This is a genomic window from Sinorhizobium sp. CCBAU 05631, assembly GCF_002288505.1.
In the GTDB taxonomy this organism is placed as follows: domain Bacteria; phylum Pseudomonadota; class Alphaproteobacteria; order Rhizobiales; family Rhizobiaceae; genus Sinorhizobium; species Sinorhizobium fredii_C.
In genome coordinates, this window is the sequence record NZ_CP023064.1 from 1,281,748 (window position 1) to 1,299,636 (window position 17,889).

Genomic DNA, 17,889 nt, shown 5'->3' on the forward strand with positions numbered 1-17,889 from the left:
GATCACTCCGCGGCCATCGGTTCGGCGTCGGGCAAGCCGGTCCCGTTCTCGGATCGGCTGGCGGCACGATAGGCGCGGCGCCGGGCTAGATAGTGCTGGGCCGTGCCGACGACGCCCTTCGGCAGGAACAGCGTGACGAGGACGAAGAGCCCGCCGAGCGCAAAGAGCCAGAATTCCGGGAAGGCGGCGGTGAAGATACTCTTGCCGCCGTTGACGAGGATGGCGCCGATGATTGGCCCGATGAGCGTGCCGCGGCCGCCGACCGCCGTCCAGATGACCACCTCGATCGAGTTGCCCGGCTCGAACTCGCCCGGATTGATGATGCCAACCTGCGGCACGTAGAGGGCGCCGGCGACACCCGCCATCATCGCCGAGACGGTGAAGGCGAAAAGCTTCATGTGCTCGACCCGGTAGCCAAGGAAGCGGGTGCGGCTTTCGGCATCGCGCAGCGCCACCAGCACCTTGCCAAATTTCGAGCGCACGATACCCGAGGTCACGACCAGCGAGAGGGCGAGCGCCAGTGCCGAGGCCGCAAAGAGCGCGGCCCGCGTACCGTCCGCCTGGATGTTGAAGCCGAGTATGTCCTTGAAATCGGTCAGCCCGTTATTGCCGCCGAAGCCCATGTCGTTGCGGAAGAAGGCGAGCAGCAGCGCATAGGTCATCGCCTGAGTGATGATCGACAGATAGACGCCGTTGACGCGCGAGCGGAAGGCGAACCAACCGAAGACGAAGGCCAGCAGCCCCGGCACGAGGACGACCATCAGGGCCGCGAACCAGAACATGTCGAAGCCGTGCCAGAACCAGGGCAGTTCCTTCCAGTTGAGAAACACCATGAAATCCGGAAGCAGCGGGTTGCCGTAGGAGCCGCGCGCACCGATCTGGCGCATCAGATACATGCCGATCGCATAGCCGCCGAGCGCGAAGAAGGCGGCATGCCCGAGCGAAAGAATGCCACAGAAGCCCCAGACGAGATCGAGCGCCAGGGCGAGCAGCGCATAGGTCAGGTACTTGCCGAACAGCGAGACCAGATAGGTCGGCACGTGCAATGGATGGTCCGGCGCAGTCAGGAGGTTGAGCGCCGGCACGAGCGCCGCGAGCGCGAGCAGGAGTGCCACGGCGACGACGATCGTTCGATCCAGCGATTTGATGAGAAACGAGGTGATCATGCTTCCACCGCCCGGCCCTTGAGTGCGAACAGCCCGCGCGGCCGCTTCTGAATGAAGAGAATGATCAGCACGAGCACGAGGATCTTGCCGAGCACGGCGCCGGCATAGGGCTCCAGGAACTTGTTGAGGATGCCGAGCGAGAAGGCCCCGACGAGCGTGCCCCAGAGATTGCCGACCCCGCCGAAGACCACGACCATGAAGCTGTCGATGATGTAGCCCTGGCCGAGATTCGGCGAGACGTTGTCGATCTGCGAGAGTGCCACGCCCGCCATGCCGGCAATGCCAGAGCCGAGCGCGAAGGTCAGCGCATCCACCCAGGGCGTGCGGATGCCCATGGAGGAGGCCATGCGGCGGTTCTGCGTCACCGCCCGCATCTGCAGGCCCATCGGCGTCTTCTTCAGGAGGAAGAGCAGCGCGGCAAAGACGGCGAGTGCGAAGAGAATGATCCAGAGGCGGTTCCAGGTGATCGTCAACCCGCCGAGCTCGAAGGCGCCGGACATCCAGGAGGGGTTGCCGACCTCGCGATTGGTCGGGCCGAAGATCGTGCGGACCGACTGCTGTAGGATCAGCGATATGCCCCAGGTGGCAAGCAGCGTCTCGAGCGGCCGGCCGTAGAGAAAGCGGATGACGCCGCGTTCCATCGCCAGGCCGACGGCGCCGGTGACCAGGAAGGCGAGCGGCAGGGCGATCGCCAGCGACCAGTCGAAGAGACCCGGATAGGAATTGCGCAGGACCTCCTGCACCAGGAAGGTCGTGTAGGCGCCGAGCATCACCATCTCGCCATGCGCCATGTTGATGATGCCCATGACGCCGAAGGTGATCGCCAGGCCGATCGCCGCGAGCAGCAGCACAGAGCCGAGCGACAGGCCGTACCAGACGTTCTGGCCGGCCGCCCAGAGCGCCTGTGTCTGCTCGATGCTGGCGAGCGCCGCTTCGATTTCAGGCTTCAGCGTCTCGTCGGCCGCGCCGAGCGCCGATGAGAGAATGGGAAGCGCCTCACGGCCGCCCTTTTCCCTGAGCAGCCGCACCGCCTCCTTCTTCTCCGCGACGGGTCGGTCGGACATCAACAGCGTCGTGGCGCGCGCCTGTTCGAGCAGTGCGCGAACCTCCGCATCCTTCTCGGCGGCGAGCGCGCTCTCGACGGCACCGAGCGCATCGGCGTTCGGAGACTGCAGCACGGATTGCGCGGCCCTGAGGCGTGCGGTCCGGTCGGGACTCAAGAGTGTCAGGCTGCCGAGCGCGGTTCGCACGGCGCGGCGCACGCCGTTGTTGACCTTGACCTTGGAAAGCGCCGCCTTTGGCGCCTCGCCGGCGCTTTCGCCGGTGACCGGGTCGGTCAGCGTCAGCGTCGAACCGCTCTCCTTCGTCAGGAACACCTGGCCGTCGGCCTTGCGGGCGTAGAGATTGCCTTCGCCGAGCGCCTCGAGGATGGGCACGACATTGGGATCCCCGGTCTTTGCGAGGGCTGCGATGTGCTCGTCCATGTCGGAGAGTTTCGCCTCGCCGAGCGCGTTCACCATATCGCGCAGTCCCTCCTCCGCCCGAAGCCCCAGCGTCGGGAGCGCGTTGAAGAGAACCAGGGTAAAAAGCACGGTTTGAAGGATGCGGTACATTCGCCCCTCGCTTGGCATCTGCAGCAAATCCTCCGCCCGAACGGGTGTTCGGACGGAGGGAGTTTCGAGCTATCGCGTCACGAAATCACGAACCCTTGCCGCCGCACTTGCCCGTGGCGACGTTGAAGTTGCCGCAGGACATCGGCGCCCGCCAATCGGAGATCAGATCCTTGGAATCCGGCAGGTAATCCGACCACTCGTCGCCGACCACCAGGCCGGGCGTTTCCCAGACTGTCTCGAATTGGCCGTCCGACTGGATCTCGCCGATCAGCACCGGCTTGGTGATGTGGTGGTTCGGCATCATCGTCGAATAGCCGCCCGAGAGGTTCGGCACCGAGACGCCAATCATCGCGTCGAGCACCGCGTCGGTGTCGGTGGTGCCGGCTTTTTCGACGGCCTTCAGCCACATGTTGAAGCCGATATAATGGGCCTCCATCGGGTCGTTGGTGACCCGCTTGTCGTTCTTGGTATAGGCCTTCCAGGTCTTGATGAATTCGGCATTGGCCGGATTGTCGACCGACTGGAAATAGTTCCAGGCAGCGAGATGGCCGACAAGCGGGCCTGTGTCGAGGCCGGCAAGCTCTTCCTCGCCAACGGAGAAGGCGACGACCGGGATGTCCTCGGCCTTGACGCCCTGGTTGGCGAGTTCCTTGTAGAAGGGCACGTTGGCGTCGCCGTTGATCGTCGAGACGACGGCGGTCTTCTTGCCGGCCGCGCCGAACTTCTTGATGTCGGAGACGATCGTCTGCCAGTCGGAGTGACCGAAAGGCGTGTAGTTGATCATGATGTCCTCGGGCTTGACGCCCTTGGAAATGAGGTAGGCCTCGAGGATCTTGTTCGTCGTGCGCGGATAGACGTAGTCCGTGCCGGCAAGCACCCAGCGCTCGACCTCCTCGTTCTCCATCAGATAGTCGACCGCGGGGATCGCTTGCTGGTTCGGGGCCGCACCGGTGTAGAAGACGTTGCGCTGGCTTTCCTCGCCCTCGTACTGAACCGGGTAGAAGAGGATCGAGTTCAGCTCTTCAAAGACCGGCAGCACGGATTTGCGCGACACGGAGGTCCAGCAGCCGAAGACGGCCGAGACCTTGTCGACCGAGATCAGTTCACGCGCCTTTTCGGCAAAGAGCGGCCAGTCGGAGGCCGGGTCGACGACGACCGCCTCGAGCTTCTTGCCGAGCAGGCCGCCCTTCTTGTTCTGCTCGTCGATCAGCATCAGCATGGCATCCTTCAGCGTCGTCTCGGAGATCGCCATGGTGCCGGAAAGCGAATGAAGAATGCCGACCTTGATCGTGTCGTCGGCGGCAAAGGCGCCGTTGAACGCGGTCGTCGAAAGAACGGCAGCGAGAAATGCGCCGGTGACGCGTGCCCTGTAAGTCATCTGGTTGAACCCCTCTAGCTCTGGTCGCCGCAACGGAGTGTTGGTTCTCCTTGGCCGTTGCTTGATGGATATTCCGCCAGGCCCACCGCACTGCACATACGACATTCTACGTAGGCGAATGGGGGAAGAAGGAAGTTCGATCGGATCTCACGCCTTCGCCGAGTCCGGATCGAGCCACCGGTCGATCGACAGCTTGCCCGGCCCGGCCTTGAGGATGGCCAATGCCAGCGCCGCCCAGGTCAGATGAATGGGCCATCCGTCCGGTACGGTCAGTTGAATGACGATCGTCATCGCCAGCAGCGCCAGCGCGGCAAGACGCGTCGCCAGTCCCAGGACAAGAAGGACGGGAAACAGGACTTCCGCCGATGCGGCAGCGAAAGCCGTCACCGCCGGTGCCGGAAAGCCATAGGGGCCGCCCGGCAGGTGCAATCGGAACTCCGACGTAAAGAGCAGCAGCGCGACATCGTTCAATTGCAGGAAGCCGTCCCACTTGCCGATACCCGAGCGCCAGAAGGGGACGGCGAGTCCTAGGCGCAGCAGAAGCTGGGCAAGCCATGCCGGCGCCAAGGCGGCGATCAGGCCATCGACCCGGCCGAACCAGCCTGCCCTCCCGGTGGCCGCGTGCCTCTTGAAGAAATTCCGCACCGACGTGACCATCTCATCCTCCCTGGCGAATGCCCGCAAAGGCACCGCCCTCCAGCATCGTCGCGATCGCCGCTGCCAAATCGAAGTCCGGGCAGCACATGGTCGCCGCCGCGGCGGCGCTCACAAGCGGCTCGCCGGCCATCAGCCTGCCCAGAAAAACATCGTCGCCCGGCGCGAGGCGGCGAACCTCGACCTCGAACAGCGGCCTTGTCACCAGCGCGCTTTCGGCGGCCGTCGTTTCGATGCGCCCGACAGCACCGCTCGCCCGATTGACCGAGAAGGTCGTCACCGCCGGATAGGCGGAGCGAAGAATGTGGCTCGCCGGATGCTGCTCGAAGACGAGTTCGCCGAGCCGTTCCGGTGGGACCACGGCGAGCTCATCCGGGCGGAGCACTGCCGCGTCGGCCGCATGATAGGCATCGAGCCAGGCGCGCTCGATGCGTGCGACGTCGGCGAGCCATGGCATGGATCTCGCATGTTCGTAGCGCTCGATGAAATCGGGGAAATCCCGGCCGTACTCGAAGAGGAGCGGCGACGTCGGCGGGGTTTCACGGACGTGGAAGCGGGCCATCGCTCGAAAGAATGTTTCGCCGGTGATGCGCTTCGTCGCCGGAAAGACCGCGGCAAGCGATTCGATAAGGCTGACGGTCACATTGTTGCGATAGACAGCGAAGCGCTTGCCGACGGCCTTGCCGTTCGGGCCGGCGACAAGCGCGGGCGTCGCGCGGCCGGGATCGAGCAGTCCGGGCACGAAACCCTCCGGATAGTCGAGCCCGCCGGCCGAACTTTCCCTAAGCGCGCGCATGCATCTTTTCCCGTGGCAGTGCGACCGCGTGGCGATCGAGAATCACCTGGGCCGCCATCGCTTCGGCTTTGAGAACCGGCCAGTCGGGTATGGCGCTGTCCCATTCGACGAGCGTCGGGATCGGACCGCGCCGGCCAATGACGATTTCGAAAAGCTTCCAAACGGCATGGGCCACCGGTCCGTCATGGCTGTCGATCAGCAGCCGGTCGCCTTCGTCGTCGCGCTGCTCCGCATGGCCGGCCAGATGGATCTCGCCGACATGCTCGAGCGGGTAGTCCGAGAGATATTCGAGAGCGGAAAAGGCGTGGTTGGTGGCCGAGACGAAGACGTTGTTGACGTCGAGCAGCAGGCCGCAACCGGTGCGTTTGACGAGTTCCCGGATGAATGTGGTCTCGCTCATCGTCGATTCCTTGAACAGCAGGTACGTCGACGGGTTCTCCAGGAGCAGCGGTCGTCGGATCGCCTCCTGCACCTCGTCGATATGTTCGGCGACGCGCTGCAAGGTGGCTTCGGTATAGGGCAGCGGCAGAAGGTCGTTGTAATAGGTCGTGCTGTGTGTCGACCAGGCCAGGTGCTAGGAGACCAGCGACGGCTCGTAGCGTTCGACGAGGCTTGCGAAGCGGCCGACGTGGTCCTTGTCGAGCGGCTGCGGCCCGCCGATCGACATGCAGACGCCATGGAGGGAGACCGGGTAATCCTCGCGTATCCGCGACAGCGCCGCGTGCGGCGGCCCGCCCAGCCCCATGTAGTTTTCCGCGTGGACCTCGAAGAAGCCGCCCTGCCGATCCAGAAGAATGGACGGCAGGTGCTGGTGCTTGAAGCTGGTCCCGGCCAGCCCGGCGATCGTATGCACCGGAAAGCAGAGAGCCTGCGGCGCACCGCGATCTGCTGGAATTGTCGATACAGGCATAGTCGCCTCCACCTTCCGGCCGCTTGGTCGGCTTACGAGGGAATGTCGCGGGTGAGCGGCTCGGGCGAACCTTTCCTGCCGCCCGGGAGTTCCATCGTCGTGCAGGTGCCGCCGTCGACGAATTTCCAGGCATTGCCCTGATAGTCGACCGTCGACGTGGCCTGGCAGGTCGTACCCGGACCGGCGGCGCAATCGTTCTGCCCCTTGAGCGCGACGCCGAAGCATTTCTCCTTGCCGGCATCCATCGCCGCCTTGACCTGTTCCTGTGAAAGCGGCGCGGCCATCGCAAGCGACGACACCGCGGCTGCCACGGCACCTGCCAATACGGCCACATTGATCGTGGATTTGGAAGTCATGACATCTCTCCATTTGAGGGTCCCGTGCGGCCTCCGTTTCCAGGGCCACACAGAGCCTCGTTCGCCGAAAACGGGGATATGTTACATTTGCCGCCTACACGCTTTCGTGAGTGCGATGGACGCCGGACTCACGAGGATTTTGGATTGACTGGATCCGCAATCAGAACAGTGATCGGCACAACGCCGACAGAATCGCGAGCGGACCTGTAACAATCGGCGAAAACCGGCGAATGGGGAGGAAGCGCAGGGTGGACGGCGCAAGCGACCGAGATCTCGCACGGCTCTTCCGCACTGCGCTTGAAGGCGACGAGCGGGCCTATGGCGACTTCCTGCACGAAGCGGCGCGTCTTGTCCGGGCCTGGGCACGGCGGCGAACGGGGTTCGCCGGCCTCGATCCGGAAGACATCGTTCAGGAGACGTTGCTGGCGATCCATGTGAAGCGCCACACCTGGAGAAGCGATGGTCCGGTGGCGCCATGGCTCTATGCGATCGCCAAGCACAAGCTTGTCGATGTGATGCGCAGGCAGGGCCGCCATCCGCGGATCGACATCAGCGAGGTGGAAGGCCGGCTCGCAGCCGAAGAGGCGGAAACAGCCAGGGATTGGGAGATCGGCCGCGCACTGGAGACGTTGACGCCGGGCCAGCGCTCGGTGGTGACCGCGATATCGGTCGAGGGGCGCACGATCGCCGAGGCGGCCAGAATCCTCGAGATGAATGAAACCGCAGTTCGCGTGGCATTACACCGTGGCCTTGCCGCGATAGCCAGGCGATTTGGAAGAGATTGACATGGAAACAGATGACCTCATCAGGGCCTTGGCGGCAGACACGCGACGAGGCCGCATATCGATGGCCGGTGCCTGGTCGGCGGCCGGCGCCGCCGCCGTCGCGCTGGCGGCCATCGTCTTCTTCGGCGTGCTCGGCGCGCGGTCGGACATCGCCGCCGCTGCTGAAACCTTCCGCTTCCTCTTCAAATTCGTGGTGACCGTGGCGCTCGCCGCCAGCGCCTTCGGTCTCCTTAAAATGCTGTCGCGGCCGGATGCAGAGCCGCACCGAACCGGCCTCGCCGTCGCACCGATGCTGCTGGCCGCCGGGATTGTAGCGGAACTTGCCGTCTCGCCGCTGGGCACTTGGTCCGCCAGGCTCGTCGGCACGAACAGTCTCGTCTGTCTCACCTTCATCCCGCTGATCGGGATAGGGCCGCTTGCGCTGCTGCTATTGGCGCTGCGCCATGGCGCTCCGTCTCACCCCATGCTCGCGGGCGCAATGGCCGGGCTTGCGGCCGGCGGCATCGCCGCGACCTTCTATGCCGCCCATTGCACGGATGATTCACCGCTCTTCGTGGCGACATGGTATACCATCGCGATTGCCATGCTCACGCTCGCCGGCGCGCTCGCGGCGCCCCGTATCGCCCGCTGGTAATGACCTCCCAAGCGAACATCGGGTTTAGCGGATACGCCTCTGCCCTCATCCCTCTGCTCGCCAAAGAATGAGGATTCAAGGAGAGGAGAGCCACGCTGATCATATCAGGCCGCGCGCTTCCCGGCTCGTGCAATACTTGGCTGCAGCAGCCATGTCATCAGCAAGAGCGCGGAAATCGCACCGATCAACTCGGCCGCGATAAAGCCGGGAAGATCGGCGGGGCGAATGCCGGAGAACGTGTCGGTCAGCGATCGGGCGACTGCCACGGCTGGGTTGGCAAACGAGGTGGAAGCGGTGAACCAATAGGCGGCGGTGATATAAAGGCCGACCAGCCAGGGTACGGATTTCTGCTCGAAGCGGATGCCGGCGAGGATGGTCGCGACGAGGCCGAAAGTCGCCACCCATTCAGCGAGCCATTGCGCTTGCCCGGTGCGCATCTTCGTCGACCATTCGAGGATCGGATGATCGAACATCAGATGCGCAACGATTGTGCCGATGATGCCGCCGGTGACCTGGGCAAAGACGTAACCGGCGAGATCGCGTCGCGGCAGGGAGCGCGACAGTACAAAGATCAGCGATACGGCGGGGTTGAAATGCGCCCCGGAGATCGGCCCGAGGATGGTGATCAGCACCACCAGGATTGCGCCGGTAGCGAGCGTGTTTGCGAGCAAGGCGAGCGCCGTATCCGCTGTCAGCGACGCGGCCATGATGCCCGAGCCGACGACGGTTCCGACAAGCAGTGCCGTGCCTAGTCCTTCCGCGACGAGGCGGCGGGAGAGATCGTACGACGACATCAGCGCGCCTCGGGCCGGGACGTGGAGCCTTCGAGCCGGCCGATTTCGTGGAGCTTCGTCTCAAGCGCGAGCTTGTCGATCGAGGCGAACGGCAGGGCTGCGAAGACCGATATACGGTTCTTGAGGTATTTCGCTGCAAGCGCAAAGGCGCGGCCCTTCTCCACATCCGAACCCTCGACGGCGGCGGGATCCTGGATGCCCCAATGCGCGGTTGCCGGATGGCCGATCCAGACCGGACAAGCCTCGCCGGCAGCATCGTCGCAGACGGTGAAGATGAAGTCCATCTGCGGAGCGCTTGGCCCGCCAAAGGCGTCCCAGCTCTTCGACGAGAACCCGGTGGTGCGATAGCCGAGCGCCTCGAGCGTCTTCAGCGCCCAGGGGTTGACCTCACCCTTCGGCTGGCTTCCGGCCGAGAAGGCGCGGAAGCGCCCTTTCCCCTCCGCCTCGAGTATGGCTTCCGCCATGATCGAGCGCGCGGAATTGCCGGTGCAAAGAAAGAGGACGTTGTAGACCCGATCGTCGTTCATTGACATTTCCCCTCTACGGTTGGCGCACAGCAGGCCGCGATCGCGGCGGCCGGTGCGCAGATTTCAGGATGGCCGCCACAGCAGTCTTCCATCAGGAAGCGAACGAGGCTGCCGAGCGCATCATAATTGGCCGAGTAGATGATCGACCGCGACTCGCGCTGCTGGGTGATCAACCCCGCCCGTTCCAGTTCCTTGAGGTGGAACGAAACATTGGAGGGCGAGACTTCAACCTTCTCGGCAATTGCGCCCGCCGGCATGCCGTTGGGACCTGCAATGACCAACATGCGGACGATCTGCAGGCGCGTTTCCTGGGAAAGCGCGCCGAACGAGGCGAGCGCTTGACGTTCATTCATATTTCAATAATCCTTGAATCGTTGAAATAGGAATAACGCAGATGATTACGCTCGACAACTCGGAAATTCCGCGTGACGAAATCTCCCTCGGACTTCTGCTTGAAACACTTGCCGAAGCCAGCGACCTGCCGCTCGTCTTTCACTACGAAGGGCGGCCGATCAAAACCGGATACCACGTGACGGAGGTCAAGGCGGGACAGTTCGCGGCGCTCGACTGCGGCGCCAATCCGGAATCCTGGACCGAAATCTTTGTGCAGCTCTGGGATATGGCCGGAGCCGAATGCGCACATATGCCGGCCGGCAAATTCTCTGCAATCCTCCGCAAGGTGTCGGACCACGTGGAGCTTGATGGATCGGCAAAGCTCACCTTCGAGGTCAGCGACGGCGTGCGGCCGATGCAGCTCTATCGTGCGTCGCTCCCGCGCCTGCGCGACAACGCAATGCATGTGCAACTCGTTCCCAGGCCGGCGAGCTGCAAGCCGCGGGATCGATGGCTCGCCGAGGAGAAGCGCACGTCGGCTGCCTGTTGCGGCCCCGCCACATCGACGAGCGCCTGCTGCCCGTGATCGGCAGGTCACAAATACCCGGTCACCGCCGGTGCCCGGTCCCAGGCATCGTGCCGACCATCCTCGTAGACGATCGGCGCATTCGCCAGCTCCTCGTCGGTCGCATCGTCGAGGCAGGCGATGTTCACCGCATGAAACGGTCCGCCCAGCATCTCAAAATCGGCGCTGGCAAAGGGACGGACGCCGCAATGCTTGCAAAAGACATGGCGGATCGAGCGCTCGCCGAAGCGGTATTCGGCGAGTGCCTCCTCACCGGAAAGCAGGGAGAAATCCTCAGGCGTCACGAAAATTTTCCAGAAGCGCGCCTTGAGGCAAGAGGAGCAGTTGCAGCGGAAAGTCGTCGTCCACCAGACGCCCGGCCGCGACGGCTCCGATCGCTCGCCTTCCGGCGCAAGGTCGAGATTTGCGGAAAAGCGAACCGCCCGGCAATGGCAGCTGCCGTGGTAGGCCTTCTTCATTACACAGCCTCCTTCCAGGCAACGACATAGGCATCGAGACGATCCATGCATTCGCCCCAACCTTCCGCGTGCGAATCGCGGCTCTCGACTGTCGCGAAGGGCGCTTGTTGGAAAGTGAGCCTTGTGCCGCCCGCCACCTCCTCGAAGGTGACGGTGATCAGTGTATCGATCGCGTCCTCTTCTTCCCAGGTGAACGTAAAGACGAGGCGGCTCGGCGGCACGATTTCGCGATAGGTGCCCTGGGCCCAGTAGTCCTGCCCTTCGGCCGAGCGGATGCAGCTGCGCCAGGCGCCGCCCTCACGGAAATCGGCCGTCATGCTTGGCACCGTGAAGTCCTTCGGTCCCCACCAGCGCGCGAGGTGCTCTGGCGTGGTCCAGACTTTGAAGACGATGTCGCGAGGCGCGGCAAGGACGCGCGTGATGGTGAGGGCGATCTCCTCCTTGAGAGATGGAGCATTCATTGGCTTCTCCCTTCTCAGACAGGTTCGGTTCAATTCTGATCCGACTTGTCGTTGCGCTGCAGTTCATCAAGATAGCTGTCGAGCCGGTCGAAACTGGCCTCCCAGAACGGGCGATAGCGCCCGACCCAATCGGCAATCTCCTTCAGCGGCTCCGCCTGCAGCCGGCAAGGCCGCCACTGCGCGTTGCGGCCGCGCGCGATGAGGCCGGCGCGCTCCAGAACCTTCAGGTGCTTGGAGACGGCCGGCAGGCTCATGTCGAACGGGGCAGCCAGCTCGTTCACAGTCGCCTCGCCCGAGGCAAGACGGGTGATAATGGCCCGACGGGTCGGGTCGGCCAAGGCCGACAGCGTGGTGCTCAACTGATCCATGCCGAATTTAACCTATAAGCTAATTAACTTCTTGGTTTAATACAGGAGAGAGGACGCTCCTGTCAAGCCGATTGCCCGTGCTCCGCCGCGACTACGAGCGACTGACCGTTTCAAGCTTGCTTTCCCGCTCGTTGCATTGCATAAATTTCATGCGTCGCCATAGCTTGCCGGGAAAATAGGCAGAGACCGGCGGAATACCCTAACGACGAGGCAACATGGCGGCACGCCAGCGCATCATTCCCGTTCGGCGAGAATACAATCGCTGGGTCGCCAACCAGACGCTGGAAGACTATGCGCTGCGCTTCACGGCGAAGAGCGCGCGGCGCTTTTCCTCAGAACGTATCTCGCAGACGGCGATCGGCGCGATCTCCTTCCTGGCGCTGGAAGCAATCGGCGGCGCCATCACCATGTCCTACGGCACCACCAATGCGATCATCGCGATCCTCGTGGCGAGCGTCATGATCCTCGTCGTCGGGCTGCCGATCAGCCGCTATGCGATCCGCCACGGCGTCGACATCGACCTTCTGACACGCGGCGCGAGCTTCGGCTATATCGGCTCGACGATCACTTCGCTGATCTATGCGAGCTTCACCTTCATCCTCTTCGCGATCGAAGCGTCGATCATGTCCGGGGCCCTCGAGCTGGCGCTCGGCATACCGCTCTGGATCGGCTACATCGTAAGCGCCGTCATGGTGATCCCGCTCGTCACTCACGGCGTGCGGCTGATCAGCAAATTCCAGCTCCTGACCCAGCCCTTCTGGATCGTGCTCAACATCGTGCCCTTCGCCTTCATCGCTTTTGCCGACTGGCAGAAGGTGGGCCTGTGGCTCTCCTATGCCGGCATCCAGCACGCCTCCGGCCCAGCCGGCACCGTCGCGCCCTTCGATCTCGCGGAGTTCGGCGCCGCATCGGCCGTGATCTTCGCGCTGATGGCGCAGATCGGGGAGCAGGTCGACTTCCTGCGCTTCCTGCCTCCGGACGGCCAGAGGAAGCTGCACCACCGCATCGCCGTCTTCCTCGCCGGTTCCGGCTGGGTGATCGTCGGCGCACCGAAGCTCTTGGCCGGCTCTTTCCTCGTCGTGCTGGCGCTGAGCGCCGGCGTGCCCTCGACCCGCGCCGCCGATCCGGCGCAGATGTATTACACCGCCTTCGGCTACATCGTCCCCTCTGAGACGGCCGCGCTCATACTGATGGTCGCCTTCGTCGTCGTCTCCCAGCTGAAGATCAATGTGATGAATGCCTATGCGGGGTCGCTTGCCTGGTCGAACTTCTTTTCGCGATTGACCCACAGCCATCCGGGCCGCGTCATCTGGCTGGTCTTCAACGTGGCGATCGCGCTGCTCCTGATGGAGCTCGGCATCTACCGGCTGCTCGAGGAGACGCTCGGCATCTTCTCGGTCATCGCCATGGCCTGGCTCTCGACGATCTCTGCCGATCTCTTCGTCAACAAGCCGCTCGGCCTCTCGCCGCCTGGCATCGAATTCAAGCGCGCCCATCTCTACGACGTCAATCCTGTCGGCCTCGGCACCATGAGCGTCTCGGCGCTTCTGGCGCTCGCCGCACATTTCGGCGTCATGGGTGACATCGCCGCCTCGCTGGCGCCCTATATCGCCCTCGTCACCGCCTTTATCGTCTCGCCGCTCCTTGCCTGGTGGACAGAGGGAAAGTTCTATCTCGCCCGCAAGCCGCGCAAGAGCTGGATAAGCGAAAGCGAGATCACCTGTTCGATCTGCGAGCATCCGTTCGAGCCCGAAGACATGGCCTGGTGCCCGGCCTATGCCGCGCCGATCTGCTCGCTCTGCTGCTCACTCGACAGCCGCTGCCACGACATGTGCAAGCCGAAGGCGCGGTTAAATGCCCAAATCACCGCGGTGGCCAAGGCCGTGCTGCCGGAGACGGTCGTCGCAAAGCTCGCCACGAGGCTGGGGCGCTACGCGATTTCGGCGGTGATCTCGATCTCCGGCATCGGGGTTATCCTGGCGATGATTGCCCACCAGACGACCGCCGCCTCGCCGGAGACCGCCGCGGTCGTCGAACGCACGATCGCCATCGTCTTCTTCGTCTTCGCCATCCTCGCCGGCGTCGTCTCCTGGTTCTATGTGCTCGCCCATGACAGCCGCGTCGTGGCCGAGGAGGAATCCTCCCGCCAGAACACCCTGCTTTTGAAGGAGATCGCCGCCCACAAGAAGACCGACGCGGCGCTGCAGAATGCCAAGGAAGCGGCCGAATCCGCCAACCGCGCCAAGAGCCGGTATGTCGTGGGCTTAAGTCACGAGCTGCGCACGCCGCTCAACGCCGTGCTCGGCTATGCGCAGATCCTCGAGCGCGATGAGACGATCCCGCAATCGCGGCAGGGCGCAATCAAGGTGATCAAGCGCAGCGCCGATCATCTTTCCGGCCTGATCGACGGGCTGCTCGACATTTCCAAGATCGAGGCCGGCAAGCTGCAGGTCTATTCGAACGAGATCAACGTTCACGATTTCCTCGACCAGATCGTCGACATGTTCCGCCCGCAGGCGCAGGCCAAGGGCATCGGCTTCGAGCACAACCGGAGCCCTACGCTGCCGCAATATGTGAAGACCGACGAGAAGCGGCTCAGGCAGATCCTCGTCAACCTACTGTCGAACGCGGTGAAATTCACCGATCAGGGCCAAATCCGCTTCGACATCGTCTATCGCAGCCAGGTGGCGACCTTCACCATCGAAGACAGCGGCCGCGGCATCAGTGACAAGGACCTGCCCAAGATCTTCGATCCCTTCCAGCGAGGCGACGCCGAGTATCGCATGCCGGGGCTCGGTCTTGGCTTGACGATCACCCGCCTGCTGACCCAGACGCTCGGCGGCGAGATCTCGGTGACGAGCGAGAAGGACAAGGGCACCGCCTTCAAGGTGCGGCTGATGCTTTCGGCCGTCGACCGTCCGGTGGCGCTCATCGACCCGGTGCGCAGGATCAGGTCCTACAGGGGCGCGCACCGCACCATCCTCGTCGTCGACGATAATGCCGACCACCGCGAACTGATGCGCGAGGTACTCGCTCCGCTCGACTTCACCGTTCTCTCGGCGGCGAGCGGCGCCGACTGCCTGGCGCTCATCGAGGGGACGCGGCCGGACCTCTTCCTGATCGATATCTCGATGCCCGGCATGAACGGCTGGGAACTGGTGACAAAGCTCCGCGAGGGCGGCCAGACGGCGCCGGCGATCATGCTGTCTGCCAATATCGGCGACGGCTCGGCGGCCGGCGCCATCGGCCACAACGACACGCTCGCCAAACCTTTCGGCGTGCGCCAGCTCACCGACAAGCTGGCGATCCATCTCGGCCTCGAATGGATCCACGAGGGCGACGTCAAAGATGCGCCCGCCAACGGCAAAGCCACTGTCACCAGCCCCGGCGAGCAGCATGTGAGGGAATTGATAGCGCTCGGCGAAATCGGCTACGTGAGAGGTATAGAGGCGAAACTGACGGAGATTGCCCTGAACCCCGAGAACAAGCCCTTTGCCGAGGCGGCCACTGCCTATGTCCGGGCCTTCGACCTTGGCGGCTACGATGCCTTTCTGAAACGGCTGCTTCCCGAGGAGGCGAACGCCCGTGCCTGAAACCGCCAACCCGCGCGACATCGTGCTGCTCGTCGACGATTCTCCCGAGGCGCTCGGCTTCCTCACCGAGGCGCTGGAACAGTCCGGCTTTTCCGTGCTGATCGCCACCTCCGGCCATGCGGCGCTCAACATCGCCGACCGCATCACGCCCGACCTCATCCTGCTCGACGCGGTGATGCCCGGCATGGACGGCTTCGACACCTGTACGCGATTGAAGGCCAATGCCTCGGTCGCCCAGGTGCCGGTCGTCTTCATGACGGGGCTGACGGAGACGGAACATGTGGTGCGGGCACTAGAGGCCGGCGGCGTCGACTACCTGACGAAGCCGATCAACATCGACGAGCTGCGTGCCCGCATCCGCGTCCACCTTTCCAATGCCCGCTCGGCCCAGAGCGCCCGCGTCGCACTCGATGCCGCCGGCCGGCACCTGCTGGCCGTGCGCGGCGATGGCACCGTGCGCTGGTCGACGCCGCAGGCGACCCGCCTCGTCAACGCCGCCACCGGCAGCGATGAAGGCCTTGCGGTGGTGGCCGCCCGCATCGCCGTCTGGATGCGGGAGCGGGAGAAGCAGGGGAGCGACAAGCAGGGCAGCCTGACGCTGCACCAGGCCGGCCAGACGGGGCTGCAGATTTCCTATCTCGGCGCCATTGGCGCCAACGAATTTCTCTTCCGCCTGACCGCCGAGAACGGCGTCAGCGACGACGAGACGCTGCGCCAGCATTTCCATCTCACTCAGCGCGAGTCCGAGGTTCTGCTCTGGATCGCCAAGGGCAAATCCAACCGCGACATCGGCGAGATCCTGGGCTTAAGCGCCCGCACCGTCACCAAGCACCTCGAACAGATCTATGTGAAGCTCGGCGTCGAGAACCGCGCTTCGGCGGCGGTCAAGGCGACGCAGGTGCTGCACGGGATTTAGTTTTCACCACACGCAGTGGCTCAGATAGGCTCGCGGCGTATGCGGACGCGACACCCCCCTCTGGCCTGCCGGCAACAGGGGCGTGTCGCCTTATGTTGCAACTGTCGCCATACCCCTCGCGCCCAAAAAAAGGACGCGGCCTGGAAAACCAGACCGCGCCAGTTTGCACTCATCGTGCGTTGCCCTGGGAGGCAAGTTATTCGGCGGGCTGAACCGCGACCGCCGGGATAGTCTCGACCGGCTGGTTGCCGCCAAGCGCCGCCGAGAGCTGCGCCTGGTCCAGTTCGCCTTCCCACTTCGCCACCACCAGCGTCGCAACCGCATTGCCGACGAAGTTGGTGAGTGCCCGGCACTCGGACATGAAGCGGTCGATGCCGAGGATCAGCGCCATGCCGGCGACCGGCACGGAGGGGACGACCGAGAGCGTCGCGGCGAGCGTGATGAAGCCGGCGCCGGTGATGCCTGCCGCACCCTTCGAGCTCAACATGGCGACGAGCAGCAGCAGGATCTCGTCGCCATACGAGAGCGGCGTGTCGGTCGCCTGGGCGATGAACAGCGCCGCCAGCGTCATGTAGATATTCGTGCCGTCGAGATTGAAGGAATAACCGGTCGGAATGACGAGGCCGACGACCGAGCGCTTGCAACCGGCCTTTTCCATCTTGTTCATCAGGCCCGGCAGTGCGGCTTCCGAGGAAGACGTTCCGAGCACCAGCAGAAGTTCCTCCTTGATGTAGCGGATCAGCGCCACGATCGAGAAGCCGTTGTAGCGGGCCACCGCGCCAAGCACGACGAAGACGAACAGGAAGGAGGTCAGGTAGAAGGTGCCGATGAGCATGGCGAGGTTGGCGATCGAGGCGACGCCGTATTTGCCGATGGTGAACGCCATCGCGCCGAAGGCGCCGATCGGAGCGGCCTTCATCAGGATCGCCACCAGCCGGAAGATCGGCAGCGTCAGCGCCTGCAGGAAGTCGACGACCGGCTCGGCCTTCTTGCCGACCATGGCGAGCGAGAGGCCGAAGAGCACCGAGATGAACAGCACCTGCAGGATGTCGCCCTCGGCAAAGGCGCCGACCAGCGTCGTCGGGATGATGTTCATCAGGAAGCCGGTGATCGACTGCTCATGCGCCTTCGCCGCATAGGAGGCGACCGCCTTCGCGTCGAGCGAGGCCGGGTCGATATGCATGCCCGCACCCGGCTGCACGACATTGGCGACGATGAGGCCGACGACGAGCGCAAGCGTGGAGAAGGTCAGGAAGTAGATCATTGCCTTGCCGGCGACGCGGCCGACCTTGGCGAGATCGGTCATCCCCGCAATGCCGGTCGCGACAGTCAGGAAGATCACCGGCGCGATGATCATTTTAACGAGCTTGATGAAGGCGTCGCCGAGCGGCTTCAGCTCAGTGCCGAGCTCGGGATAGAAATGGCCGAGCAGGATGCCCGCGGCGATCGCCGCCAGAACCTGGACATAGAGATGGCGGTAAAAGGGTGTCTTGTCGCGGACCTCCGCGGAATGCTCGATGATCATGTGATATCCTCCACTTGGGACGCGCCCAGTCCGGCA

18 protein-coding genes and 1 pseudogene are annotated in these 17,889 nt (G+C 63.8%); 5 read left to right on the forward strand and 14 right to left on the reverse strand.

The features are described from left to right. Window positions 1-2: 2 nt before the first annotated feature. The 7 genes and pseudogenes from urtC to SS05631_RS25470 form a co-directional block, all read right to left on the reverse strand. Complete coding sequence (gene urtC, locus SS05631_RS25440; RefSeq protein WP_037416105.1) at window positions 3-1,166, reverse strand: urea ABC transporter permease subunit UrtC; 1,164 nt, start codon at window positions 1,164-1,166, stop codon at window positions 3-5. Then, window positions 1,163-2,779, reverse strand: a complete 1,617-nt coding sequence (gene urtB / locus SS05631_RS25445) for an urea ABC transporter permease subunit UrtB (protein WP_172900197.1) — start codon at window positions 2,777-2,779, stop codon at window positions 1,163-1,165. Before urtB ends, urtC begins: the two co-directional genes overlap by 4 nt. 85 nt (window positions 2,780-2,864) lie before the next feature. Further along, the gene (gene urtA, locus SS05631_RS25450) at window positions 2,865-4,157 is read right to left on the reverse strand and encodes an urea ABC transporter substrate-binding protein (protein ID WP_037416090.1); all 1,293 of its coding nucleotides are present in this window, start codon (window positions 4,155-4,157) and stop codon (window positions 2,865-2,867) included. Window positions 4,158-4,304: 147 nt separating this feature from the next. Then, window positions 4,305-4,841: a DoxX family membrane protein gene (locus SS05631_RS25455; protein ID WP_244412117.1), complete on the reverse strand. Its 537-nt coding sequence runs from the start codon at window positions 4,839-4,841 to the stop codon at window positions 4,305-4,307. Then, window positions 4,816-5,607, reverse strand: coding sequence for a DNA-binding domain-containing protein (locus tag SS05631_RS25460; protein WP_037416087.1), 792 nt, complete (start codon window positions 5,605-5,607; stop codon window positions 4,816-4,818). The genes SS05631_RS25455 and SS05631_RS25460 overlap by 26 nt, the downstream gene beginning before the upstream one ends. Beyond that, a pseudogene (locus tag SS05631_RS25465) lies at window positions 5,594-6,517 on the reverse strand (DUF692 domain-containing protein). Before SS05631_RS25465 ends, SS05631_RS25460 begins: the two are co-directional and overlap by 14 nt. 32 nt (window positions 6,518-6,549) lie before the next feature. Continuing rightward, window positions 6,550-6,873: a DUF2282 domain-containing protein gene (locus tag SS05631_RS25470; protein ID WP_037416075.1), complete on the reverse strand. Its 324-nt coding sequence runs from the start codon at window positions 6,871-6,873 to the stop codon at window positions 6,550-6,552. 248 nt (window positions 6,874-7,121) lie between these two features. Here SS05631_RS25470 and SS05631_RS25475 point away from each other — a divergent pair, with 248 nt between their 5' ends. After that, the gene (locus SS05631_RS25475) at window positions 7,122-7,658 is read left to right on the forward strand and encodes a sigma-70 family RNA polymerase sigma factor (protein ID WP_037416072.1); all 537 of its coding nucleotides are present in this window, start codon (window positions 7,122-7,124) and stop codon (window positions 7,656-7,658) included. Between the two features lies 1 nt (window position 7,659). Then, window positions 7,660-8,292, forward strand: coding sequence for an NrsF family protein (locus SS05631_RS25480; protein ID WP_037416069.1), 633 nt, complete (start codon window positions 7,660-7,662; stop codon window positions 8,290-8,292). Window positions 8,293-8,396: 104 nt separating this feature from the next. Here the strand turns inward: SS05631_RS25480 and SS05631_RS25485 are convergent, their stop codons facing one another. From SS05631_RS25485 to SS05631_RS25495, 3 genes are read right to left on the reverse strand one after another with little or no spacing between them, the layout of a single operon-like run. Next, window positions 8,397-9,086 (reverse strand): MIP/aquaporin family protein, encoded by a 690-nt coding sequence (locus tag SS05631_RS25485; RefSeq protein ID WP_037416066.1) that lies wholly within the window; start codon window positions 9,084-9,086, stop codon window positions 8,397-8,399. Next, complete coding sequence (locus SS05631_RS25490; protein ID WP_037416063.1) at window positions 9,086-9,613, reverse strand: arsenate reductase ArsC; 528 nt, start codon at window positions 9,611-9,613, stop codon at window positions 9,086-9,088. Before SS05631_RS25490 ends, SS05631_RS25485 begins: the two co-directional genes overlap by 1 nt. Next, window positions 9,610-9,966, reverse strand: a complete 357-nt coding sequence (locus tag SS05631_RS25495; RefSeq protein WP_037416059.1) for a metalloregulator ArsR/SmtB family transcription factor — start codon at window positions 9,964-9,966, stop codon at window positions 9,610-9,612. Before SS05631_RS25495 ends, SS05631_RS25490 begins: the two co-directional genes overlap by 4 nt. Window positions 9,967-10,007: 41 nt before the next feature. On the opposite strand from SS05631_RS25495, the gene SS05631_RS25500 reads away from it, so the two are divergent. After that, window positions 10,008-10,532: a DUF6428 family protein gene (locus tag SS05631_RS25500; RefSeq protein WP_037416056.1), complete on the forward strand. Its 525-nt coding sequence runs from the start codon at window positions 10,008-10,010 to the stop codon at window positions 10,530-10,532. An 8-nt stretch (window positions 10,533-10,540) separates the two neighbouring features. Here SS05631_RS25500 and SS05631_RS25505 read toward each other — a convergent pair whose 3' ends face one another. Genes SS05631_RS25505 through SS05631_RS25515 form a run of 3 tightly spaced genes read right to left on the reverse strand, consistent with a single transcriptional unit; the run spans window position 10,541 to window position 11,819 of the window. Further along, window positions 10,541-10,990, reverse strand: a complete 450-nt coding sequence (locus SS05631_RS25505; RefSeq protein ID WP_037416053.1) for a GFA family protein — start codon at window positions 10,988-10,990, stop codon at window positions 10,541-10,543. Beyond that, the gene (locus tag SS05631_RS25510) at window positions 10,990-11,451 is read right to left on the reverse strand and encodes an SRPBCC domain-containing protein (protein WP_037416050.1); all 462 of its coding nucleotides are present in this window, start codon (window positions 11,449-11,451) and stop codon (window positions 10,990-10,992) included. Before SS05631_RS25510 ends, SS05631_RS25505 begins: the two co-directional genes overlap by 1 nt. A gap of 29 nt (window positions 11,452-11,480) precedes the next feature. After that, window positions 11,481-11,819, reverse strand: a complete 339-nt coding sequence (locus SS05631_RS25515) for a metalloregulator ArsR/SmtB family transcription factor (protein ID WP_037416049.1) — start codon at window positions 11,817-11,819, stop codon at window positions 11,481-11,483. Window positions 11,820-12,034: 215 nt separating this feature from the next. On the opposite strand from SS05631_RS25515, the gene SS05631_RS25520 reads away from it, so the two are divergent. Together SS05631_RS25520 and SS05631_RS25525 are read left to right on the forward strand one after the other, a co-directional pair. After that, window positions 12,035-15,412 (forward strand): ATP-binding protein, encoded by a 3,378-nt coding sequence (locus tag SS05631_RS25520; RefSeq protein WP_037416047.1) that lies wholly within the window; start codon window positions 12,035-12,037, stop codon window positions 15,410-15,412. After that, entirely contained in the window at window positions 15,405-16,328 is a 924-nt protein-coding gene (locus SS05631_RS25525; RefSeq protein WP_037416045.1) for a response regulator, read from the forward strand. The genes SS05631_RS25520 and SS05631_RS25525 overlap by 8 nt, the downstream gene beginning before the upstream one ends. A 196-nt stretch (window positions 16,329-16,524) precedes the next feature. Here SS05631_RS25525 and SS05631_RS25530 read toward each other — a convergent pair whose 3' ends face one another. Then, window positions 16,525-17,853, reverse strand: coding sequence for a dicarboxylate/amino acid:cation symporter (locus SS05631_RS25530; RefSeq protein ID WP_095678095.1), 1,329 nt, complete (start codon window positions 17,851-17,853; stop codon window positions 16,525-16,527). Window positions 17,854-17,889: the final 36 nt, after the last annotated feature.

Bases quoted from the DNA above. Each gene is read 5' to 3' on its own strand.
- urtC (WP_037416105.1), bottom strand. From the start codon at position 1,166: ATGATCACCTCGTTTCTCATCAAATCGCTGGATCGAACGATCGTCGTC.
- urtB (WP_172900197.1), bottom strand. From the start codon at position 2,779: ATGTACCGCATCCTTCAAACCGTGCTTTTTACCCTGGTTCTCTTCAAC.
- urtA (WP_037416090.1), bottom strand. From the start codon at position 4,157: ATGACTTACAGGGCACGCGTCACCGGCGCATTTCTCGCTGCCGTTCTT.
- SS05631_RS25460 (WP_037416087.1), bottom strand. From the start codon at position 5,607: ATGCGCGCGCTTAGGGAAAGTTCGGCCGGCGGGCTCGACTATCCGGAG.
- SS05631_RS25470 (WP_037416075.1), bottom strand. From the start codon at position 6,873: ATGACTTCCAAATCCACGATCAATGTGGCCGTATTGGCAGGTGCCGTG.
- SS05631_RS25480 (WP_037416069.1), top strand. From the start codon at position 7,660: ATGGAAACAGATGACCTCATCAGGGCCTTGGCGGCAGACACGCGACGA.
- SS05631_RS25485 (WP_037416066.1), bottom strand. From the start codon at position 9,086: ATGTCGTCGTACGATCTCTCCCGCCGCCTCGTCGCGGAAGGACTAGGC.
- SS05631_RS25490 (WP_037416063.1), bottom strand. From the start codon at position 9,613: ATGAACGACGATCGGGTCTACAACGTCCTCTTTCTTTGCACCGGCAAT.
- SS05631_RS25495 (WP_037416059.1), bottom strand. From the start codon at position 9,966: ATGAATGAACGTCAAGCGCTCGCCTCGTTCGGCGCGCTTTCCCAGGAA.
- SS05631_RS25500 (WP_037416056.1), top strand. From the start codon at position 10,008: ATGATTACGCTCGACAACTCGGAAATTCCGCGTGACGAAATCTCCCTC.
- SS05631_RS25505 (WP_037416053.1), bottom strand. From the start codon at position 10,990: ATGAAGAAGGCCTACCACGGCAGCTGCCATTGCCGGGCGGTTCGCTTT.
- SS05631_RS25510 (WP_037416050.1), bottom strand. From the start codon at position 11,451: ATGAATGCTCCATCTCTCAAGGAGGAGATCGCCCTCACCATCACGCGC.
- SS05631_RS25515 (WP_037416049.1), bottom strand. From the start codon at position 11,819: ATGGATCAGTTGAGCACCACGCTGTCGGCCTTGGCCGACCCGACCCGT.
- SS05631_RS25520 (WP_037416047.1), top strand. From the start codon at position 12,035: ATGGCGGCACGCCAGCGCATCATTCCCGTTCGGCGAGAATACAATCGC.
- SS05631_RS25530 (WP_095678095.1), bottom strand. From the start codon at position 17,853: ATGATCATCGAGCATTCCGCGGAGGTCCGCGACAAGACACCCTTTTAC.